We start from the raw sequence: 15,649 nt of genomic DNA, 5'->3' as shown, positions 1-15,649 counted from the left end.
TTATAAATTTTATCGCCTATAAATGGGCTTTTATTCAACCTCTCTACACCATTCCCACTTGTTTCGTGAAGGTAAAAATGAGGTTTGGTGTAAAAATTGGTGTAAATGGTGTATATCCTTATTTAGTTTTGGGTTTATAGCATTGCCATCAGTCTTGTATATCATTCTACCACTTTCTCGTCATAAAGTAAAGAAAGCATACCCCGCATCTCTACGGCATATGCTCTCTTTCTGATTCTCTGACTATTTACTGATTAAATTGTAATTCCAATCCCTCAAACTCTGACTTTCTTAATTCCTTTGTTACATCTGTATAGATGTTCAATGTAGTAGATACATCTTTGTGTCCGAGTGCGTCCTGAATGACTTTCACATTCACTCCGGCTTCACACATTCTTGTGGTAAATGTATGTCTGAGAGAATGACAGCTAAAGTGTGGAAGTAAAACCTCTGGATTTTCACTTTCCAGAAACTGCTTATCATTACAGTTTCGTATAATGCGACGAATTGCTTTATTGAGCGTTGCTTGGTGCTGTGGCTGACCAAAACGGTTTACAAAAATGAAATCCGTATATCCATCAACCGTAGCTTCACAATGCAGTCCAAGAAGTTCCTGCCTTTCTTTTTCCATTAAAAATGCTTCTTTCACAAATTCAAGCATTGGAACTTGTCGCATACCTGCCGGTGTCTTGGTTGTATTCACATTGAAATAGCAACCTTTCTTGCTTCCTTCGGTTCTGTGGTCATAATAAACAAGCGTATGATTCACATCTATAATGCTTTCCTCTAAATCTATGTCACACCACCTGAGTCCGGTCAATTCGCCCACACGCAATCCAGTTCCGACCATAACCGCAAATATTGGATACCAATACTGTGCTTCCGGTGTGTTCTTCAGATAGTTAAGAAAAAGTTCCTGCTCTGGTTTGGTTAATGCCCTGCGTTTTTCAGTCTTAAAACAATGTGATTTTTTCAATTCACGCAAAACATTGTCTGTTGGATTGCTTCTGATATAATCATCATCTACTGCCATTTCAAAGACCTGATGTAGAACGGTATGTATGCTATCAATCGTTGCGGGTTTCAGATGTCTTTCATCAACAAGACTGTTGTAATATCTTTTTATATCAGTCTTTTTTATAGACATTATGAATTGAGAACCAATCTGATTACGCACGAATGTCTCGTACATATATTTGTAATTCTCAAAAGTATTATTCTTTATTCCACGTTTCAAATCTCTCCAAAGTTCATACATATCGTTAAGTGATGTATAGCGTGCTTCTGCCTTGATACCGTCTTTCTTGTCCTTGTCGATTTCATCTTCCTTATATCTTAAATCATCCAAGTTCCTAGCATAAATACAATGTCTTTTACGGTTCTCATCTGTCCATCGGAATTGATAAGTACCGTCCGGACGTTGCGATTCCCCTTTGCGGAGAACCTTTCTTGATTTATCTTTTCTTTTTGTATTTGCCATTGTGTTACCTCCTACAATTCTGTGCTTGAGTCAATAAACTCCTCTAACTTCTCTCGTATAATTAAAAGCCTGTCGCTTCTTGCAATTCTGAAACTGCAATCCTTATCCATCAATAGTGCCTTTAATCTTCGCTCTCCAATACCTGAATAAGCAGCCGCTTCCTCGACCGTAAGACATTTCTTTTCCCAAATCGGTATATCCTCCGGTGGTTGCAATAGCTGTTGCTGATATTCATAAAGTTCAGAACCATCTATTTTGTACATCTACATTCCTCCCCTCAAATAGAACACATCTGGTCTAAATATTCTTCAAATTGTTTGCGTTTAATTAGAGTTCTTTTCCCAATTTTCAATGTAAATTGTTTTGCTTCCGGTTGCTTTGTAAGTTCTCGTATTGTTTCTCTACCAATGCCCGTATATACATACATTTCATCAATAGAAAGTGCTATCTTATGCCACAACGGAACGCTCTCGCTTTTACTGGAAAACCACTCATCACTCAATCTGTTCATCATCTGCACCTCCCTTAAATTCCGATGTCTGAATAAATTTCTTGAATGCTTTTCTCTTGATAAATCTGCGATTACCCATCCACAATACAAATGGGCAGGCATATAGATTTGTTATTTCAATCAGTTTTTTTTCACTGATTCCTGTATAAAAAGACGCTTCTCTTATGGTTAATATAGGTTTATGCTCTAATGGCATTTCTTTTTTGCTTTGCATTTCGTCCTCCTTGCGTTGATGGCATCAGTATATTCATTTTTCTGTGATAAGCCCATTATGCAATCGGACTCATCGCAGATTTGACTTTTTACTATATTGAATACTGCCTTTCGAGGTATTCCTCAAAGGATTTTCTCTTGATTACCCTGCGACTTCCTATCCATATCACAAACGGACAATCCTCTGATTCAGACATTTCATATATCTTATTGGCACTTATCCCTGTGTAAATTGAAGTTTCCGTTACCGATAAAACAGGTTTTAACCAAAGCGGAATGTCATAACTTACAATTTCATATCTTTTCTTAGACATTCTGACACCCCTTTCCTCTTGCGTTGTGCTGTCTTTCAGCAATCACATAATCCCAACCGGATTGATTGCATTTATCACAATGGTCTTTGACCTTAGCAAACGGGTCAAGCCGACGCACGATATAATCGGGATTGTGAATATAATCTTTCAGGCACTTTGAGCAAAGGCAACGGATATTTTCTTTCTTTTCTTCCTTATAAATCCAAAGTCCAAAAGTCTTTTTAAGCGTTATATTTATTCGCCTTAAAAGCTGCTCATCTTCAATCGTTCCGATGTAATCTCTGAGTTCATCTTTGTTTACTGTCTGAAGTTGCTCCAGTAGAACCATTGACGGCTTCTTGAGTCCAAACTCCTGACCGAGCAGGATATGTGACGGCAGGTATCTTTTCTTGATAACGCCTGTTACAGCAGCCACAATAATTGTTGGTGCGTTTCTGTTATAATCATCTTCCTGAATTACAAGCACTGGTCGTGTTCCGCTTTGTACCGAACCTGTTCGTGTTCCGAAGTCGTAGTAGAATAAATCCCCACGGCAAATTGTTTTTTCTTTCATATGTAAAACCTCACATTTCTAAATATTTTGAAGTGTCATTCGTATCTGGAATGAAATAACCCCTTCACTCATTGCACAAAAGGATTCATTTTGGACACCCAAAATCAGAGGTTCTCATAAATTTTCTTAAAATTTTTCTTTGCCGCTTCAATAGACTTGCTGACAGAACTGTGATAAGTTCCTTCTTCTGTTGCTATTTCACGACAACTTTTACCCTCAATGACAAACTTATACAATCTTCGTTCCTGAGCTGGTTTCATCATTGAAAGCACTATTTTAACTTTCTCAATTTCACGCAGACGCTGTAATTCTTTCCTCTCTGCAATTTCTTCTGCTTCTCTGAGTTCAAATGGGTCAACAAAATCTAAGAATGCTTCATTATGGAATTGCTCAAATAAATCATCCTCATAACAAAAAGCATCTAAATGTCTTGCATCTCGCATTTCACATCTATGAGTTTCTCTGTTATCGTCAATAATCACTTTTCCCTGTGCCACAGACAGCAGGACAAATGGAGTGTATCTGCTGATAATATCCGGATATTTATCCCACAGTTCTCCTTCAGTAAGTTCAGTTATAATCGCCCATTTCTCTGTGCCGGTATATCCGTCATACTCATATTTGAGGTTGATAAGTTTACAGTCCTTTGCAAATAATTCTTCTTGTTCCGTTAATGTAAGTTTGTTTGTCATTTTCGTAATCTCCTTTGAATTTTCTAAAATTGCTTTTTTATATAGAAAATTTGGAGATTACGGGTATTTAGCTATGTATGCCTGCCACTGCTTTTTCATTTGCTTCTCCGTTTCGGAGCAACAAAAAAATAGCCGAACATCAAGAACGCAAGGATATAGTTATCCCGTTATTCTCAATGTCCGGCTATTTGGTAACTCATTCAGGTTCCGTGGCTCGGTACAAAGCTCAGTTATTCAGTTGTTTGCTCATTTCTTGTTTGTTCTAAATGTTCTGAATTTGAGATTACCTCTGCGCAGTGAAAGGTCAATCTCATTTACATACCCACATTTCGGGCATTTAATTTCAATGTTTCCTGTCGTCATCGTGACTTTATCAAAGATACGCCATTCACAGCGTTTGCACCTGACGATTACTTTCTGTTCCAGTCTTGTCAAATCTTATACACCTCCGGATAAACAGCAAGGTAGTCAAACGGATTATCAAGATAATCCTTGTGCAAGAGTCCAAGCTGTTTCATTCGTATTGCAAGTGCTTTCTTTGAGCATCCTAAAAAATCTGAAAGTGCTGCGTATCTTTCATATACCGCCGGATAATAGATTTTATTTAGGCATTCGATTTTATCCCCAAGCCCAAACAAAAACATTCCTTTTTCTATCAGACACCTCGGAAGCAGAATTGCAGCCGCAAGTGTATTTGCCTGCCATTCCTCCCAATCGGTAATTATTCTGCTTTTCTCTGTGTCTGCGGTTGCCTTGTAATAATGCACTCCGGCTGATTTTTCCGTTATTCCATAATCATTTGGAAACAACATCTTGAATATCTGATGACTGCCTTCGTGCATAAGTGTAAAATTCTTTCTTCCTTTCAGGTTGTTGTCATAGTTAAGGTCAGATTCGACCAGAACCGTTTTGCCATCCAAGAAGAAAAAGGCTTCATCGTCGTTGTTTTCAAATACCTGCACTCCGAGTTCCCCAAACGATGTCATTCCGAGAATGCTTCCATCATAGGAAAGGTGCATATACTCAATCGTCAGTCCAAGTACCTTTTCGAGCATTAGCTCCGGCTCAATGCGGTACACCTGTGATTTCTTTATTTCAGGCAGTTCAAAATATGCCTTTACAAATTTCTCTGAAATTGTTTCTATATCATTTCTCGATAAGCGTTTCAATTACTTAGCCCTCCTAACATTAGGATTTTGCTTCGACAAACCACTTTCCGTTTTCTTCATCGAACAGAAAAGCCGACTGTCCGCAAATCTGAACCGTATAGCGAATGCCTGTGCCACCGACCTTAGTAGCGGCGGCTCTGCACTTCTGCATTACACGGTCAACTTCATATATCTCATCATTTTCAAACTTAATGGAATTCGGACGAGCCGTTCCATCAGGTCTATGCGTCACATTTACTTCGACATATACTTTTCTTCTTTCACACTCCATTGCTTATACCTCATAATTTCTCATTGTTACAACCAATCTTCCCAAATGCTCATATCCGTCGATGTCTTTATCTGAGACTCTGTATTTCGGTTTTGCGTCATCATTCTTGTTAATGTAGCAGGAAAGCCGACCTTTTAGAAACGGCTTATTCAAACCAAAGAATAAAAACATCCCTTCGTATATTACGTAATCGGTAAAATGGTTTCCGCCGTCCGCAATGAAGATAGCCATATCATCACTGCATCCTTTTATTAAACAATCAGGCATTCTTACATATGCCTGTACATCACTTTCATCAATCACAATTAAGCCCTCCTTAGCCGACCATTCCCGTCGGCATAGTGATTTCCACTTTTTCCGGTGGTAGCTGCAAGTCCTGATACAGAACTCCATTCCTTATGCTGTCCTTACCGAAGCATCTGCGGATTGTTTCAATACATTTTTCAAGTCGTTCCAACTTTTCCTGCTTTTCCACATCCATAAATAATCCTATCTGACGGGGCGTGTCTTGAGGAATAAGATTGATTGCTTGGATTGTTACGGAACGGATTGGATTGTACCAACCATACCTTGCTTCAAAAAGTTGAAATGCTCTCTTGGCAAGAACCATCGGCGATTGCGTAGGCAAGTCAATCTTGGTCTGCCATTGTCTTGTACATAGTGTGTTATCTCTAATGTGTATGGCAACTCCCTCGGCACTCAGTCCGTGGACTCGGAGCTTGTGTCCGATGTCTTGGGTCAATTCGAGTAACACGGGCCACACCTGCTCCGGTTTCTCTAAGTCTGCAACTGTCGTTATACCGTGTCCTACGCTCTTGATAGGCGATACGAAGTCTTTCTTGGCAACAAGGGAAAGGTCATTGCCATTTGCGTAATTCCATAATGCAACTCCGTTTTTTTCTAATACGCTTCGCAGGAACTCAGGGTCGGTCTGTGCCAAAGCCCCGATGGTACGAATCCCATAGCTGTCTAATGTACGCTGTGTCGCTCTGCCTACACCGAGCAAATCAGCCGATGGGAGTTTCCATATCTTTTCTCTGAAAGTATCCTTTGGTATAACCGTTACTGCATCTGGCTTCTTCATATCAGAGCCGAGTTTTGCAAATATCTTATTAAATGAAACACCAACGGAGATAGTAAGTCCGAGTTCAAACTTAATCGTTTCTCTGATTTTGTTTGCAACTTCCACCGGAGAGCCGAAAAGACTACCTGTTCCGGTAATATCTAGCCAGCACTCATCCATACCATAAGGTTCTACTTGGTCTGTATATCGTTCGTACACGCTTCTTGCAAGTTTTGAGTATTTTATATATTCCTCATAATGCGGTGGAACAATAACCAAATCCCGACATTTCTGTTGTGCCTGCCAGACGGTATCTCCGGTTTTCACATCAAATGCCTTTGCTTTATAATTCTTAGCAAGGACAATTCCGTGTCGTTCTTCAACAGAACCGCATACAGCAACCGGATATTCTTTCAGAGCAGGGTTAAGCATACACTCAACACTTGCATAGAAGTTGTTCATATCGCAATGTAAAATATTTCGAGCCATTCTGCGTAACCCCCTTGACTTTTTGAGAAGTTTAGTATAAACTATGAGTAGTTAAACTTCTTACTTGCTATTATACGCAATTAAACTTCTCTTGTCAAGAGTGTAGACGAAGTTTAACTACATAATTTAAGACAAGGAGTGAACAATCAAGATGACATTCGGCGAAAAAGTTAAGAACGAACGAAACAGACTCGGATTAAATCAGGATGAGTTGGCGAAAAAAATCGGCGTTACTCGTAGAGTTATCAGTTCCTATGAGAATGACAGTTCCCGTCCAAGAGGAACAGAACGCTATAAGAAACTTGCCGAAGCTCTCGGTGTAAATATCAACTATCTTTTATCGGAAGATGAAGCATTTATTGCAGATGTTGAAGATAATTACGGACACAGAGGTGCAAAGCAGGCAAAAGAACTTCTAGCAGAAGTAACCGGTTTATTTGCCGGCGGAGAAATGGCTGACGAAGACATGCGTGAAATGGTTGATGCCATTCAGGAAGCGTACCTTATTGCTAAGAAAAACAACAAGAAATACACACCGAAAAAGTATCGCAAAGACGAGTAACCTCTCGCTGTGCGTTGTCCGTTTTATGGGACAGCAGATGGTTTATAAAAAAATGGATAATATCCTAAATTGCCAAAGTGAAGTTCGGATTTTTGAGGAAAAAAAGAGAAATACCACGGGTTCACCTTGACAAAAGAGTATGGTAAAATGAAAATGGTTACTGTCTGCGGAAAGCAGGAAAATATGAGTCGTTTATCATTGTCTGAAAGGATAGTTATTGAATGTGGAATTTACCAAAAATTAAGTTTAGGAAAGATAGCAAAAAAGATAGGAAAAACTACGGAATGTGTTTCAAGGGAAATCCGAGCAAATAGAACAATTGCACCGGGAGAGCATCATTGTGGAAAGGATTGTCACTATGCAGGAGAGTGCAAAACCAAAGGATTATGCGGAAAGGATGGATGCTCAAGGCGGTGTGTGACTTGCCGTGAATACGATTGCAGAGAACTTTGCACAAGATACAACAATACCCCTTGCGTTGTACTTTTCAAACCGCCGTATGTTTGCAATGTTTGTGTGCGGAGAAGAAAATGCAAAGCAGATAGAGCTTACTACAATGCTCAGCAAGCAGATGCAATGGCAAAGCGGAGATATTCCAACTCCAGAAGCAAGATACAAACCCGTGGTGAAGACCTTGAAAAACTTGATAAATTGGTTTCACCGTTAATTTTGAAAGGGCAACCACTGACACATATATGGTCGGAACACGGCGATGAACTTGGTATTTCACAAAGAACTCTTTACCGTTACATCGACCAAGGTGTTTTAAGCGTAGGAAACATTGACCTCAGACGAAAGGTGGCATACAAGCCAAGACGGAAGAAAAAAGAAGTGTCCGAAGGCTTTTTGAACCAAGAATTCCGCAAAAACCGAGGCTATGATGATTACCTGAAATATATGGAAAAACATCCCGATACACCCATAATTCAAATGGATACAGTAAAGGGATGTCGTGAACAAGGGAAACGCCTTTTGACACTGCATTTCTGTAACACCAATATGATGCTGATGTTTCTTATGCGTGACGGCAAAGCCGATACCGTAGTGGAACAATTTGATATGCTGACAGGCCTTTTAGGACTTGAAGAATTCCGCAAAGTCTTTCCTGTAATTCTCACCGATAACGGCAGCGAGTTCAAGCATACAAGAGATTTAGAAACTACCGAGGATGGTAAGAAGAGAACCAAGGTCTTTTACTGTGACCCTCAGGCATCCTGGCAAAAGCCACAGATTGAGAAGAACCACGAATTTATCCGTTATGTTCTGCCAAAGGGCAAGACGTTAAATCCATACACGCAGGAAGATATGCTTCTTCTTGCCAACAATATTAACAGTATTCGCCGAGAATCTCTCGGCAACAAATCCCCCTACGAAGCCACCACCGACAAGAGCAGACTTCGGTTGATGGAGCTGATGGGATTACATACCGTACCGGCAGACGAAGTGAACTTAACACCGGCACTGCTGAAACGGTAACTTTAAACAATTGCAGATGGTGACCGCAACATATTTTTAAGCTAAGGCAGGTTGCGTTCACTTTGACAAAACGAGATTTCAATCTGTCTGCTTTGCCATGCAAAAAAGACAGTGAGATATATTAAATTTCGGCTTTTTGAGGGTATATATCCTCTTAAAAGCCACATAAAACCGCTTATTTGGCTTTTTGTTGTAAAAAGGGTATATTTACCCTAACTTCACTTTGTCATTTAAGCAAATGGATAATATATCTGTTATAATGGCACTGCAAGGGAGGTGAGCCGTTTGGGATATAATACGCAGGATGAGATTGTCAAGATAGTGAACCGGCTCATCAAACGATGTGGCACTCGTAATCCATATAAAGTCGCTGATGAGCTTGGGATACATATTCTCTATCGAGATTTTACGAAACAGCGTGGAGCATACAAGGTAATCTTGAAGAATCGATTTATCTTTCTTCAGAACGGTTTGCACCCGGTTATTGAACAAATCGTATTATGGCACGAAATCGGACACGATGTTCTTCATCGCCAAGAAGCAGTTTCAGCCGGAGGATTCAAAGAATTTAATATCTTTGATATGCGTGAAAACCGGATGGAATACGAAGCCAATGTCTTTGCAGCTCAGGCTTCTTTACCGGACGATACGATTATTGAATATATTAAACAGGGGTATGATATTCAGCAAATTGCTCGCTGTATGCACTCCGACATAAATCTTGTCGCTTTGAAAGTTGATACTCTCAATTCACAAGGCTACAATTTTAGGAAACAGGAACATAGAAACGACTTTCTCAGATATAACAGAAAAATGTAAAGACCGTCAATTCTCGAATGAGATCTGACGGTCTTTGCATTACTTCGATTTCCATTATTCTTTGGAACAGCGTAAACTCTGAGAAATATTCAAATACGAGCAACCACAAGCCTATATTGTTGAAAGCACAGAGTATGACAATAAAAATAAAACACCTGTGTTGACAGCAGGACAAAGTCTTATTTTAGGTTATACTGATGAACAGTTTTCAAATTCTGATTATTTATAGTAAATATGGTCTATCAAAATGACTATTTTCTGTTTCATTATTTAACTTAACAAAACAATTCCTATACTAAAAGGCGGAGTTCACTTTACATTTTCCCCATATATTTTTCTGCCATATGTACTGCCATAGCACCATCTGCCACAGCTGTTACTATCTGACGAAGTAACTTTGTTCTGACATCTCCTACAGCATAAACACCTGGAATACTCGTCTCAGTATTTTCACCTGCTACAAGATATCCTTTATTATCCAGTTCTATCTGATTATCTAAAAAATCTGTTGTCGGTTTTCTTCCTATACTCACAAACAGGCCGTCACATTCTATAATGTTTTCTTCTCCTGTAACTGTATCTTTCAACCGCACACCAGTCAATCGTTCTCCATAAATCAGTTCATTTACTGTATTGTTCCATCTAAACTCTATATTTTCAGTTTTCATCAGCTGGTCATGGTAGATTTTCGTTGCACGTAATGTATCTCTTCGATGAACAATGATGACTTTCTTAGCAATTCGACTTAAAAGAACAGCATCTGATACAGCAGAATTTCCACCACCAACAACCACCACGATCTTATCTTTATAAAACATACCATCACAGGAGGCACAATAAGCAACCCCATGACCTATCAATTCTTTTTCTTTAGCGAGACCAAGTTCTCTTGGATTTGCTCCAGTAGCAATCACTACTGTTTTCCCAATATAAATTCCCGAACTAGTTTCTACTCTCTTAAGCTTTCCTGTTAAATCCATATTAAAAACTTCAGCATATTCACTTTTAGCGCCAAATTTTTCCGCCTGTTTTTGCATTTTCTCTGCCAATGAAAATCCGTCAATTCCATTTTCAAAACCAGGATAGTTATCAATCTGCCAGGTCAATGACATCTGACCACCTGCAGATAATTTTTCTAAAACAATTGTATCAAATCCTGCTCTGGCTGCGTATAATGCTGAAGTATACCCTCCAGGTCCTCCCCCCACGATAATCATATCGTAAACATGATTTTCATTCATACAGCAGTCCTCCTTTTATTTTTCCAATGCTTCATTAATAAATTTCTCTATCATTATTTTTGATTCAGGTGCAACAATAGAATCTATTGCCTTTCCATCTCGATATAAAACCAGCGTAGGAATTATCTCAATCTTTTCAGCTTCTGCAATCTGTGGTTCTTCATCAATATTTACTTTTCCAGCAATAAGAATATCGCTGTATTCTTCACTTATTTTTTCATAAGCCGCTCCAATTCTACGGCAATAACCACACCAAGGTGCCCAGAAATCAACCAAAACCGGTTTTTCTTTATGAATTAATTGTCCAAACTTTTCTTTATTTATTGATGTCATATTTTTCAATTCCTTCTCCTGTTTGAACTTAATATACCTCATAAAAAGTCTTACTTCAGTGATGATATCACAGAAAAGATAATTTACTTTATTACACTTCTTTTTATTTCTATTTATGGCATATGCCAGTTACATAATTGACACATCTTAAAAAAGCAAGTATACTATGTTCATAAAGGAGATAACTATTATGAGCTTCGAAAATTATTTTCCACTATGGAATGACTTAAATACAGCACAGAAAAAACTAATTTCAGACAATTTGATCACACAGCATGTGAAAAAAGGAACAATCATTCACAACGGGAACATGGATTGTACCGGATTATTACTGGTTAAATCTGGACAGCTTCGAACTTACATACTTTCAGATGAAGGACGGGAGATTACACTTTACCGTCTGTTCGATATGGATATGTGTCTTTTATCCGCTTCATGTATCATGCGGTCTATTCAATTTGAAGTAACCATTGAAGCAGAAAAAGATACGGATCTTTGGATCATCCCTGCTGAAATTTATAAGGGCATCATGAAAGAATCTGCTCCTGTCGCAAACTATACCAATGAGTTAATGGCTACCCGTTTTTCTGATGTCATGTGGCTGATTGAACAGATTATGTGGAAGAGTTTGGATAAGCGTGTTGCTTCATTTCTTTTAGAAGAGGCCTCTATCGAAGGAACAAACGAGCTGAAAATCACTCATGAGACGATTGCTAATCATCTTGGTTCCCACAGGGAAGTTATCACTCGAATGCTTCGATACTTTCAAGGCGAGGGTCTCGTCAAACTCTCCCGCGGCAAAATTACAATCCTTGATCCAAAAAGACTGGAAACACTCCAAAGGTCATAAAACTGTTTTTCTATAACATATAAAGAAGAATCCTCCATTTATCAGAATTATGAAAGTCATTCTAATAAATGGGGGATCTTTTTATGCTATAAGAAAATTATAAAAATATCGTGATTATTTTTTTAATAATCCATACCACATGCATATGCCCTTTCAATCAGCGCACGGTCATTGACCACTGCATCATAGAAGCGAAATCCGCCAGAGAAATTATACGTTTCATAACCGTTTCCTTCCAGAATACGGCTCGCAATATAACTGCGCAGACCACTCTGGCATATCAGATACACAGGCTTTCCTTTCTCAATTTCACTAATTCGTTCTCTCAGTTCATCTACAGGTATGTTTTTGAATCCATCAATATGCCCCCTGCTGAATTCACCTACAGTTCTCACATCTAGCAACACCACATCTTTATCTTTAGAAATCTTGTCCATATCTTCCAAATGCCATTGCTTTAATGTCCCTTTTGCAATATTGTCTATCATAAATCCAGCCATGTTTACCGGATCCTTGGCAGAAGAATAAGGTGGTGCATATGCCAGATCCAGATCTTTCAACTGGGTTGCATTCAGCCCCGCATGAATTGCTGTTGCCAGCACATCAATACGTTTATCAACTCCTTCATATCCAATAATCTGAGCGCCAAGCAAACGATAGCTCTCTTTTTCGAAAACCACCTTCATGGTCATCACTTTTCCGCCAGGATAGTAACCGGCATGACTCATAGGAGAAAGAATTACTGTATCTACCTCTAATCCTGACTTTTTGGCATTTGTTTCATTGATACCTGTAGTGGCTGCTGTCATATCAAACACTTTTATAACGGAGCTTCCCTGACTGCCCAGATAACGACTATCACCGCCACAAATATTATCAGCGATGATTCTGCCCTGTTTATTGGCTGGTCCTGCCAAAGAAATCAGCGCATCATTACCCGTAACATAATGTTTTACCTGAACTGCATCACCTGCAGCATAAATATCCGGTACAGAGGTTTCCATTCTGTCATTCACTACAATACTTTCCTTGATGCCAAGTTCCAGACCGGCTTCTTTTGCTAATACTGTGTCTGGTGTGACTCCGATTGCCAGAACTACCATATCAGCCTGAAGGGATGGATTATCTTTCAACAGAACCTCCACCCCGTTGTCTTTTTCTTTAAATCCTTCTACTGTATAGCCCAGTACCAGTTTTATCCCATGCTTTCTCATTTCATTATGGATCATGGATGCCATATCCGGGTCAAAAGGGTTCATCAGCTGCTTAGGCCGCTGGACAATCGTAACATCCATGCCAAGCTCCCTCAAATTTTCTGCCAGTTCCAGACCAATAAAACCGCCACCTGCCAATACAGCCGATTTTGGATGGTTCTTATTTATATATTCCTTTATCCGAAAAGTGTCTTCTACGGTACGAAGTGTAAAAAGTTTATCAATACCTACTCCGGGAAGTCTCGGCTGTGTTGGCTTTGCACCTGGAGAAAGAATCAACTTATCATAGTTTTCTTCAAATATCTCATCATTCTCCAAATTTTTCACTGAAACAATTTTACGATCCGGATGTATGGAGATAACTTCATGATGAATTTTCATGTTAATACGGAAGCGTTTAAAAAAACTCTCTGGTGTCTGTAGTGTAAGTTCTTCCGGGTCTGTGATCACGTCTCCAATATAATATGGAAGCCCACAATTAGCATAGGATATGTATCCGGATCTTTCAAACGCAGTAATTTCTGCATGTTCATCCAGTCTGCGTATTCTTGCTGCGGCTGTAGCTCCTCCTGCTACACCTCCTACGATTATTACCTTCATCTTATTTTTCCACCTTTCCTGAGTAAGCTGCAATGCCACCGATATTATTTACTTTAGAGTATCCCATTCGTTGCAGTATCTCAGTTGCCTGACGACTCCGAGAACCGGAATAACAGTATACAAACAGAGGGATATCCTTATTCTTCGCTACAGAAATAATATTGTCTAGTTGCTGCAACGGCACATTTTTACTTTCTGGTATATGTCCTTCCCGATATTCCTGCGGAGTACGGACATCCAGCAGAACTGCACCAGCAGTCCTTTTATATTCTTCTATGCCTTGATTAATATTCGACTGTTTAAAGAGATCAAAAAATCCCATTAGTACACCTCCCTAAAGCATTTCTAAAATCGCATTCTTAGGTCTCGCCCCTGAAACCTGCTGTACAATCTTCCCATTCTTCATAACCACTAAAGTCGGAATGCTCATAATACTGAACTTATTTGCCAATTCAGGCTCTTCATCTACATTAATCTTTCCAACTTTAATATCCCTACGCTCACCTGCAATCTCCTCTACAATAGGTACTACCATACGGCAAGGTGCACACCAAGATGCCCAAAAATCTAAAAGAACGGTTTTATCGGAATTCAGTACTTCGTTCTCAAAATTATTTTTATTGATATTAATAGCAGACATTTTACAGTCCTCCTTATCTTTTTCTTTTTGTAGCTTTATTATAGTCTTAATTTCATTTGTTTTCCGTGATTACATCACCATACCACATTAAATTAACTTCTTGCCATACCATCTACACTTAATATAACACCTGTAATGTAACTCGCCTCATCTGAAGCAAGAAACACAAACGCATTGGCAATATCTTCTGGCTGTCCAAGACGACGCAATGGAATTCTTTCAATCATAGGTTCGATAACTTCCTTTGGCACAGCTTTCATCATATCAGTTTCTGTAATCCCAGGTGCAACAGCATTAACACGAATACCTTTAGGTCCCAGTTCTCTTGCTAATGATACAGTCAATCCGTTTACTGCAAACTTCGATGCCGGATAAGCAACCCCACTTGGCTGTCCCGAAATACTCACCATGGAAGAAGTTGAGAGAATGACCCCCTTGCCTCTTGCCACCATACATTCTGTTGCTACACGAGTAGTATTAAATACTCCTTTTACATTTAGATCCATGACTTTATCGAAAGTCTCCTCTGTATAATCCATAAATGAGGTGTTTTCTGAAATCCCTGCATTATTTACCAGTATGTCGACACATCCATATTTTTCAGTTGCCTCTTTAAAAGCCTTTCTGACAGACTCCATGCTTGCCAGATTTGGACTAATTCCAGCAACTATTGCATTGGGATATTTTTCTTTTAATTTATCTACAGCAACATCTGCCGATTCCTGTGAACTTGCTGCCAACACAACTGAAGCACCTTCCTTCAAGAATTTATCAGCTGTAGCAAATCCTATACCACGGCTTCCGCCCGTAATGATTGCAACTTTATCTTTTAATCTCATTTAGACTACCTCCTTACTTAATTTCTAACTACATTATAAGCAAAAGGTAGATTATTTTCTGTGATATCATCACAAAATATCGCAATAAAAAACCCTGTTGCTCACGCACCAGGGTTTTGGTTTATCCATCCGTATTTAACACAAGATTAGGCTTCTATTCAACTTCTGAAAACTGATCTTTTCCAACATTACATAATGGGCATTCAAAATCTTCCGGAACATCCTCCCACTTTGTTCCTGGTGCAATACCACCTTCAGGATAACCTTCCTCTTCATCATATTCCCATCCGCAAACGTCACATACATATTTCATTAGTTTG

23 protein-coding genes are annotated in these 15,649 nt (G+C 39.1%); 4 read left to right on the top strand and 19 right to left on the bottom strand.

Annotated features, from left to right (window positions below; genetic code table 11):
* Nucleotides 1–247: 247 nt before the first annotated feature.
* The 12 genes from KGF34_RS10875 to KGF34_RS10820 form a co-directional block, all read right to left on the bottom strand.
* On the bottom strand, nucleotides 248–1,480 hold the full coding sequence (locus tag KGF34_RS10875; RefSeq protein ID WP_101069724.1) for a tyrosine-type recombinase/integrase: 1,233 nt from the start codon (nucleotides 1,478–1,480) through the stop codon (nucleotides 248–250).
* Nucleotides 1,481–1,491: 11 nt separating this feature from the next.
* Complete coding sequence (locus KGF34_RS10870) at nucleotides 1,492–1,743, bottom strand: excisionase (protein WP_008789357.1); 252 nt, start codon at nucleotides 1,741–1,743, stop codon at nucleotides 1,492–1,494.
* A gap of 14 nt (nucleotides 1,744–1,757) precedes the next feature.
* Nucleotides 1,758–1,994, bottom strand: a complete 237-nt coding sequence (locus KGF34_RS10865) for an excisionase (RefSeq protein WP_230862189.1) — start codon at nucleotides 1,992–1,994, stop codon at nucleotides 1,758–1,760.
* The gene (locus KGF34_RS10860; RefSeq protein ID WP_252559020.1) at nucleotides 1,975–2,205 is read right to left on the bottom strand and encodes an excisionase; all 231 of its coding nucleotides are present in this window, start codon (nucleotides 2,203–2,205) and stop codon (nucleotides 1,975–1,977) included. Before KGF34_RS10860 ends, KGF34_RS10865 begins: the two co-directional genes overlap by 20 nt.
* Before the next feature lie 91 nt (nucleotides 2,206–2,296).
* Nucleotides 2,297–2,518, bottom strand: coding sequence for an excisionase (locus KGF34_RS10855; protein WP_002587855.1), 222 nt, complete (start codon nucleotides 2,516–2,518; stop codon nucleotides 2,297–2,299).
* Nucleotides 2,511–3,071 carry a type II toxin-antitoxin system PemK/MazF family toxin gene (locus KGF34_RS10850; protein ID WP_101069725.1) on the bottom strand — a complete coding sequence of 187 codons (561 nt, stop codon included), beginning with the start codon at nucleotides 3,069–3,071 and terminating at the stop codon, nucleotides 2,511–2,513. Before KGF34_RS10850 ends, KGF34_RS10855 begins: the two co-directional genes overlap by 8 nt.
* A gap of 104 nt (nucleotides 3,072–3,175) precedes the next feature.
* Nucleotides 3,176–3,763: a chromatin SPT2 gene (locus tag KGF34_RS10845; protein WP_101069726.1), complete on the bottom strand. Its 588-nt coding sequence runs from the start codon at nucleotides 3,761–3,763 to the stop codon at nucleotides 3,176–3,178.
* Nucleotides 3,764–4,009: 246 nt separating this feature from the next.
* Nucleotides 4,010–4,198, bottom strand: coding sequence for a hypothetical protein (locus KGF34_RS10840; RefSeq protein ID WP_101069727.1), 189 nt, complete (start codon nucleotides 4,196–4,198; stop codon nucleotides 4,010–4,012).
* A complete protein-coding gene (locus KGF34_RS10835) occupies nucleotides 4,195–4,932 on the bottom strand; it encodes an ImmA/IrrE family metallo-endopeptidase (protein ID WP_101069728.1) in 738 nt (245 codons plus the stop codon). The genes KGF34_RS10840 and KGF34_RS10835 overlap by 4 nt, the downstream gene beginning before the upstream one ends.
* Before the next feature lie 19 nt (nucleotides 4,933–4,951).
* A complete protein-coding gene (locus KGF34_RS10830; RefSeq protein WP_055156974.1) occupies nucleotides 4,952–5,203 on the bottom strand; it encodes a hypothetical protein in 252 nt (83 codons plus the stop codon).
* Nucleotides 5,204–5,206: 3 nt separating this feature from the next.
* Nucleotides 5,207–5,506 carry a hypothetical protein gene (locus KGF34_RS10825; RefSeq protein ID WP_101069729.1) on the bottom strand — a complete coding sequence of 100 codons (300 nt, stop codon included), beginning with the start codon at nucleotides 5,504–5,506 and terminating at the stop codon, nucleotides 5,207–5,209.
* A gap of 13 nt (nucleotides 5,507–5,519) precedes the next feature.
* On the bottom strand, nucleotides 5,520–6,755 hold the full coding sequence (locus tag KGF34_RS10820; protein WP_252559018.1) for a DNA polymerase IV: 1,236 nt from the start codon (nucleotides 6,753–6,755) through the stop codon (nucleotides 5,520–5,522).
* A 151-nt stretch (nucleotides 6,756–6,906) separates the two neighbouring features.
* Here KGF34_RS10820 and KGF34_RS10815 point away from each other — a divergent pair, with 151 nt between their 5' ends.
* From KGF34_RS10815 to KGF34_RS10805, 3 genes are all read left to right on the top strand, one after another.
* Nucleotides 6,907–7,317, top strand: a complete 411-nt coding sequence (locus KGF34_RS10815; protein WP_055156980.1) for a helix-turn-helix transcriptional regulator — start codon at nucleotides 6,907–6,909, stop codon at nucleotides 7,315–7,317.
* Between the two features lie 147 nt (nucleotides 7,318–7,464).
* The gene (locus KGF34_RS10810; protein ID WP_252559016.1) at nucleotides 7,465–8,793 is read left to right on the top strand and encodes an IS30 family transposase; all 1,329 of its coding nucleotides are present in this window, start codon (nucleotides 7,465–7,467) and stop codon (nucleotides 8,791–8,793) included.
* A 285-nt stretch (nucleotides 8,794–9,078) separates the two neighbouring features.
* Nucleotides 9,079–9,612: an ImmA/IrrE family metallo-endopeptidase gene (locus tag KGF34_RS10805; protein ID WP_055156982.1), complete on the top strand. Its 534-nt coding sequence runs from the start codon at nucleotides 9,079–9,081 to the stop codon at nucleotides 9,610–9,612.
* Nucleotides 9,613–9,926: 314 nt separating this feature from the next.
* On the opposite strand, the gene trxB is transcribed toward KGF34_RS10805, so the two are convergent.
* Complete coding sequence (trxB, locus tag KGF34_RS10800) at nucleotides 9,927–10,853, bottom strand: thioredoxin-disulfide reductase (protein ID WP_242961744.1); 927 nt, start codon at nucleotides 10,851–10,853, stop codon at nucleotides 9,927–9,929.
* Between the two features lie 15 nt (nucleotides 10,854–10,868).
* The gene (locus tag KGF34_RS10795) at nucleotides 10,869–11,186 is read right to left on the bottom strand and encodes a thioredoxin family protein (protein ID WP_242961749.1); all 318 of its coding nucleotides are present in this window, start codon (nucleotides 11,184–11,186) and stop codon (nucleotides 10,869–10,871) included.
* A gap of 190 nt (nucleotides 11,187–11,376) precedes the next feature.
* On the opposite strand from KGF34_RS10795, the gene KGF34_RS10790 reads away from it, so the two are divergent.
* A complete protein-coding gene (locus KGF34_RS10790; protein ID WP_242961745.1) occupies nucleotides 11,377–12,036 on the top strand; it encodes a Crp/Fnr family transcriptional regulator in 660 nt (219 codons plus the stop codon).
* A 122-nt stretch (nucleotides 12,037–12,158) separates the two neighbouring features.
* On the opposite strand, the gene KGF34_RS10785 is transcribed toward KGF34_RS10790, so the two are convergent.
* The 5 genes from KGF34_RS10785 to KGF34_RS10765 form a co-directional block, all read right to left on the bottom strand.
* Nucleotides 12,159–13,850 (bottom strand): FAD-dependent oxidoreductase, encoded by a 1,692-nt coding sequence (locus tag KGF34_RS10785; protein WP_252559014.1) that lies wholly within the window; start codon nucleotides 13,848–13,850, stop codon nucleotides 12,159–12,161.
* Between the two features lies 1 nt (nucleotide 13,851).
* Nucleotides 13,852–14,172 (bottom strand): rhodanese-like domain-containing protein, encoded by a 321-nt coding sequence (locus tag KGF34_RS10780; RefSeq protein ID WP_101069733.1) that lies wholly within the window; start codon nucleotides 14,170–14,172, stop codon nucleotides 13,852–13,854.
* A 12-nt stretch (nucleotides 14,173–14,184) separates the two neighbouring features.
* Nucleotides 14,185–14,490: a thioredoxin gene (gene trxA / locus KGF34_RS10775; protein WP_101069734.1), complete on the bottom strand. Its 306-nt coding sequence runs from the start codon at nucleotides 14,488–14,490 to the stop codon at nucleotides 14,185–14,187.
* 92 nt (nucleotides 14,491–14,582) lie between these two features.
* Nucleotides 14,583–15,329 (bottom strand): 3-oxoacyl-ACP reductase family protein, encoded by a 747-nt coding sequence (locus KGF34_RS10770; RefSeq protein ID WP_252559012.1) that lies wholly within the window; start codon nucleotides 15,327–15,329, stop codon nucleotides 14,583–14,585.
* Nucleotides 15,330–15,483: 154 nt separating this feature from the next.
* On the bottom strand, nucleotides 15,484–15,642 hold the full coding sequence (locus KGF34_RS10765) for a rubredoxin (protein WP_005339874.1): 159 nt from the start codon (nucleotides 15,640–15,642) through the stop codon (nucleotides 15,484–15,486).
* Between the last annotated feature and the right edge of the window lie 7 nt (nucleotides 15,643–15,649).

It is taken from the genome of Ruminococcus sp. FMBCY1 (assembly GCF_023921805.1).
Taxonomy (GTDB): Bacteria; Bacillota; Clostridia; order Oscillospirales; family Acutalibacteraceae; genus Ruminococcoides; species Ruminococcoides intestinale_A.
This window is presented reverse-complemented; position numbering and strand designations above follow the sequence as displayed.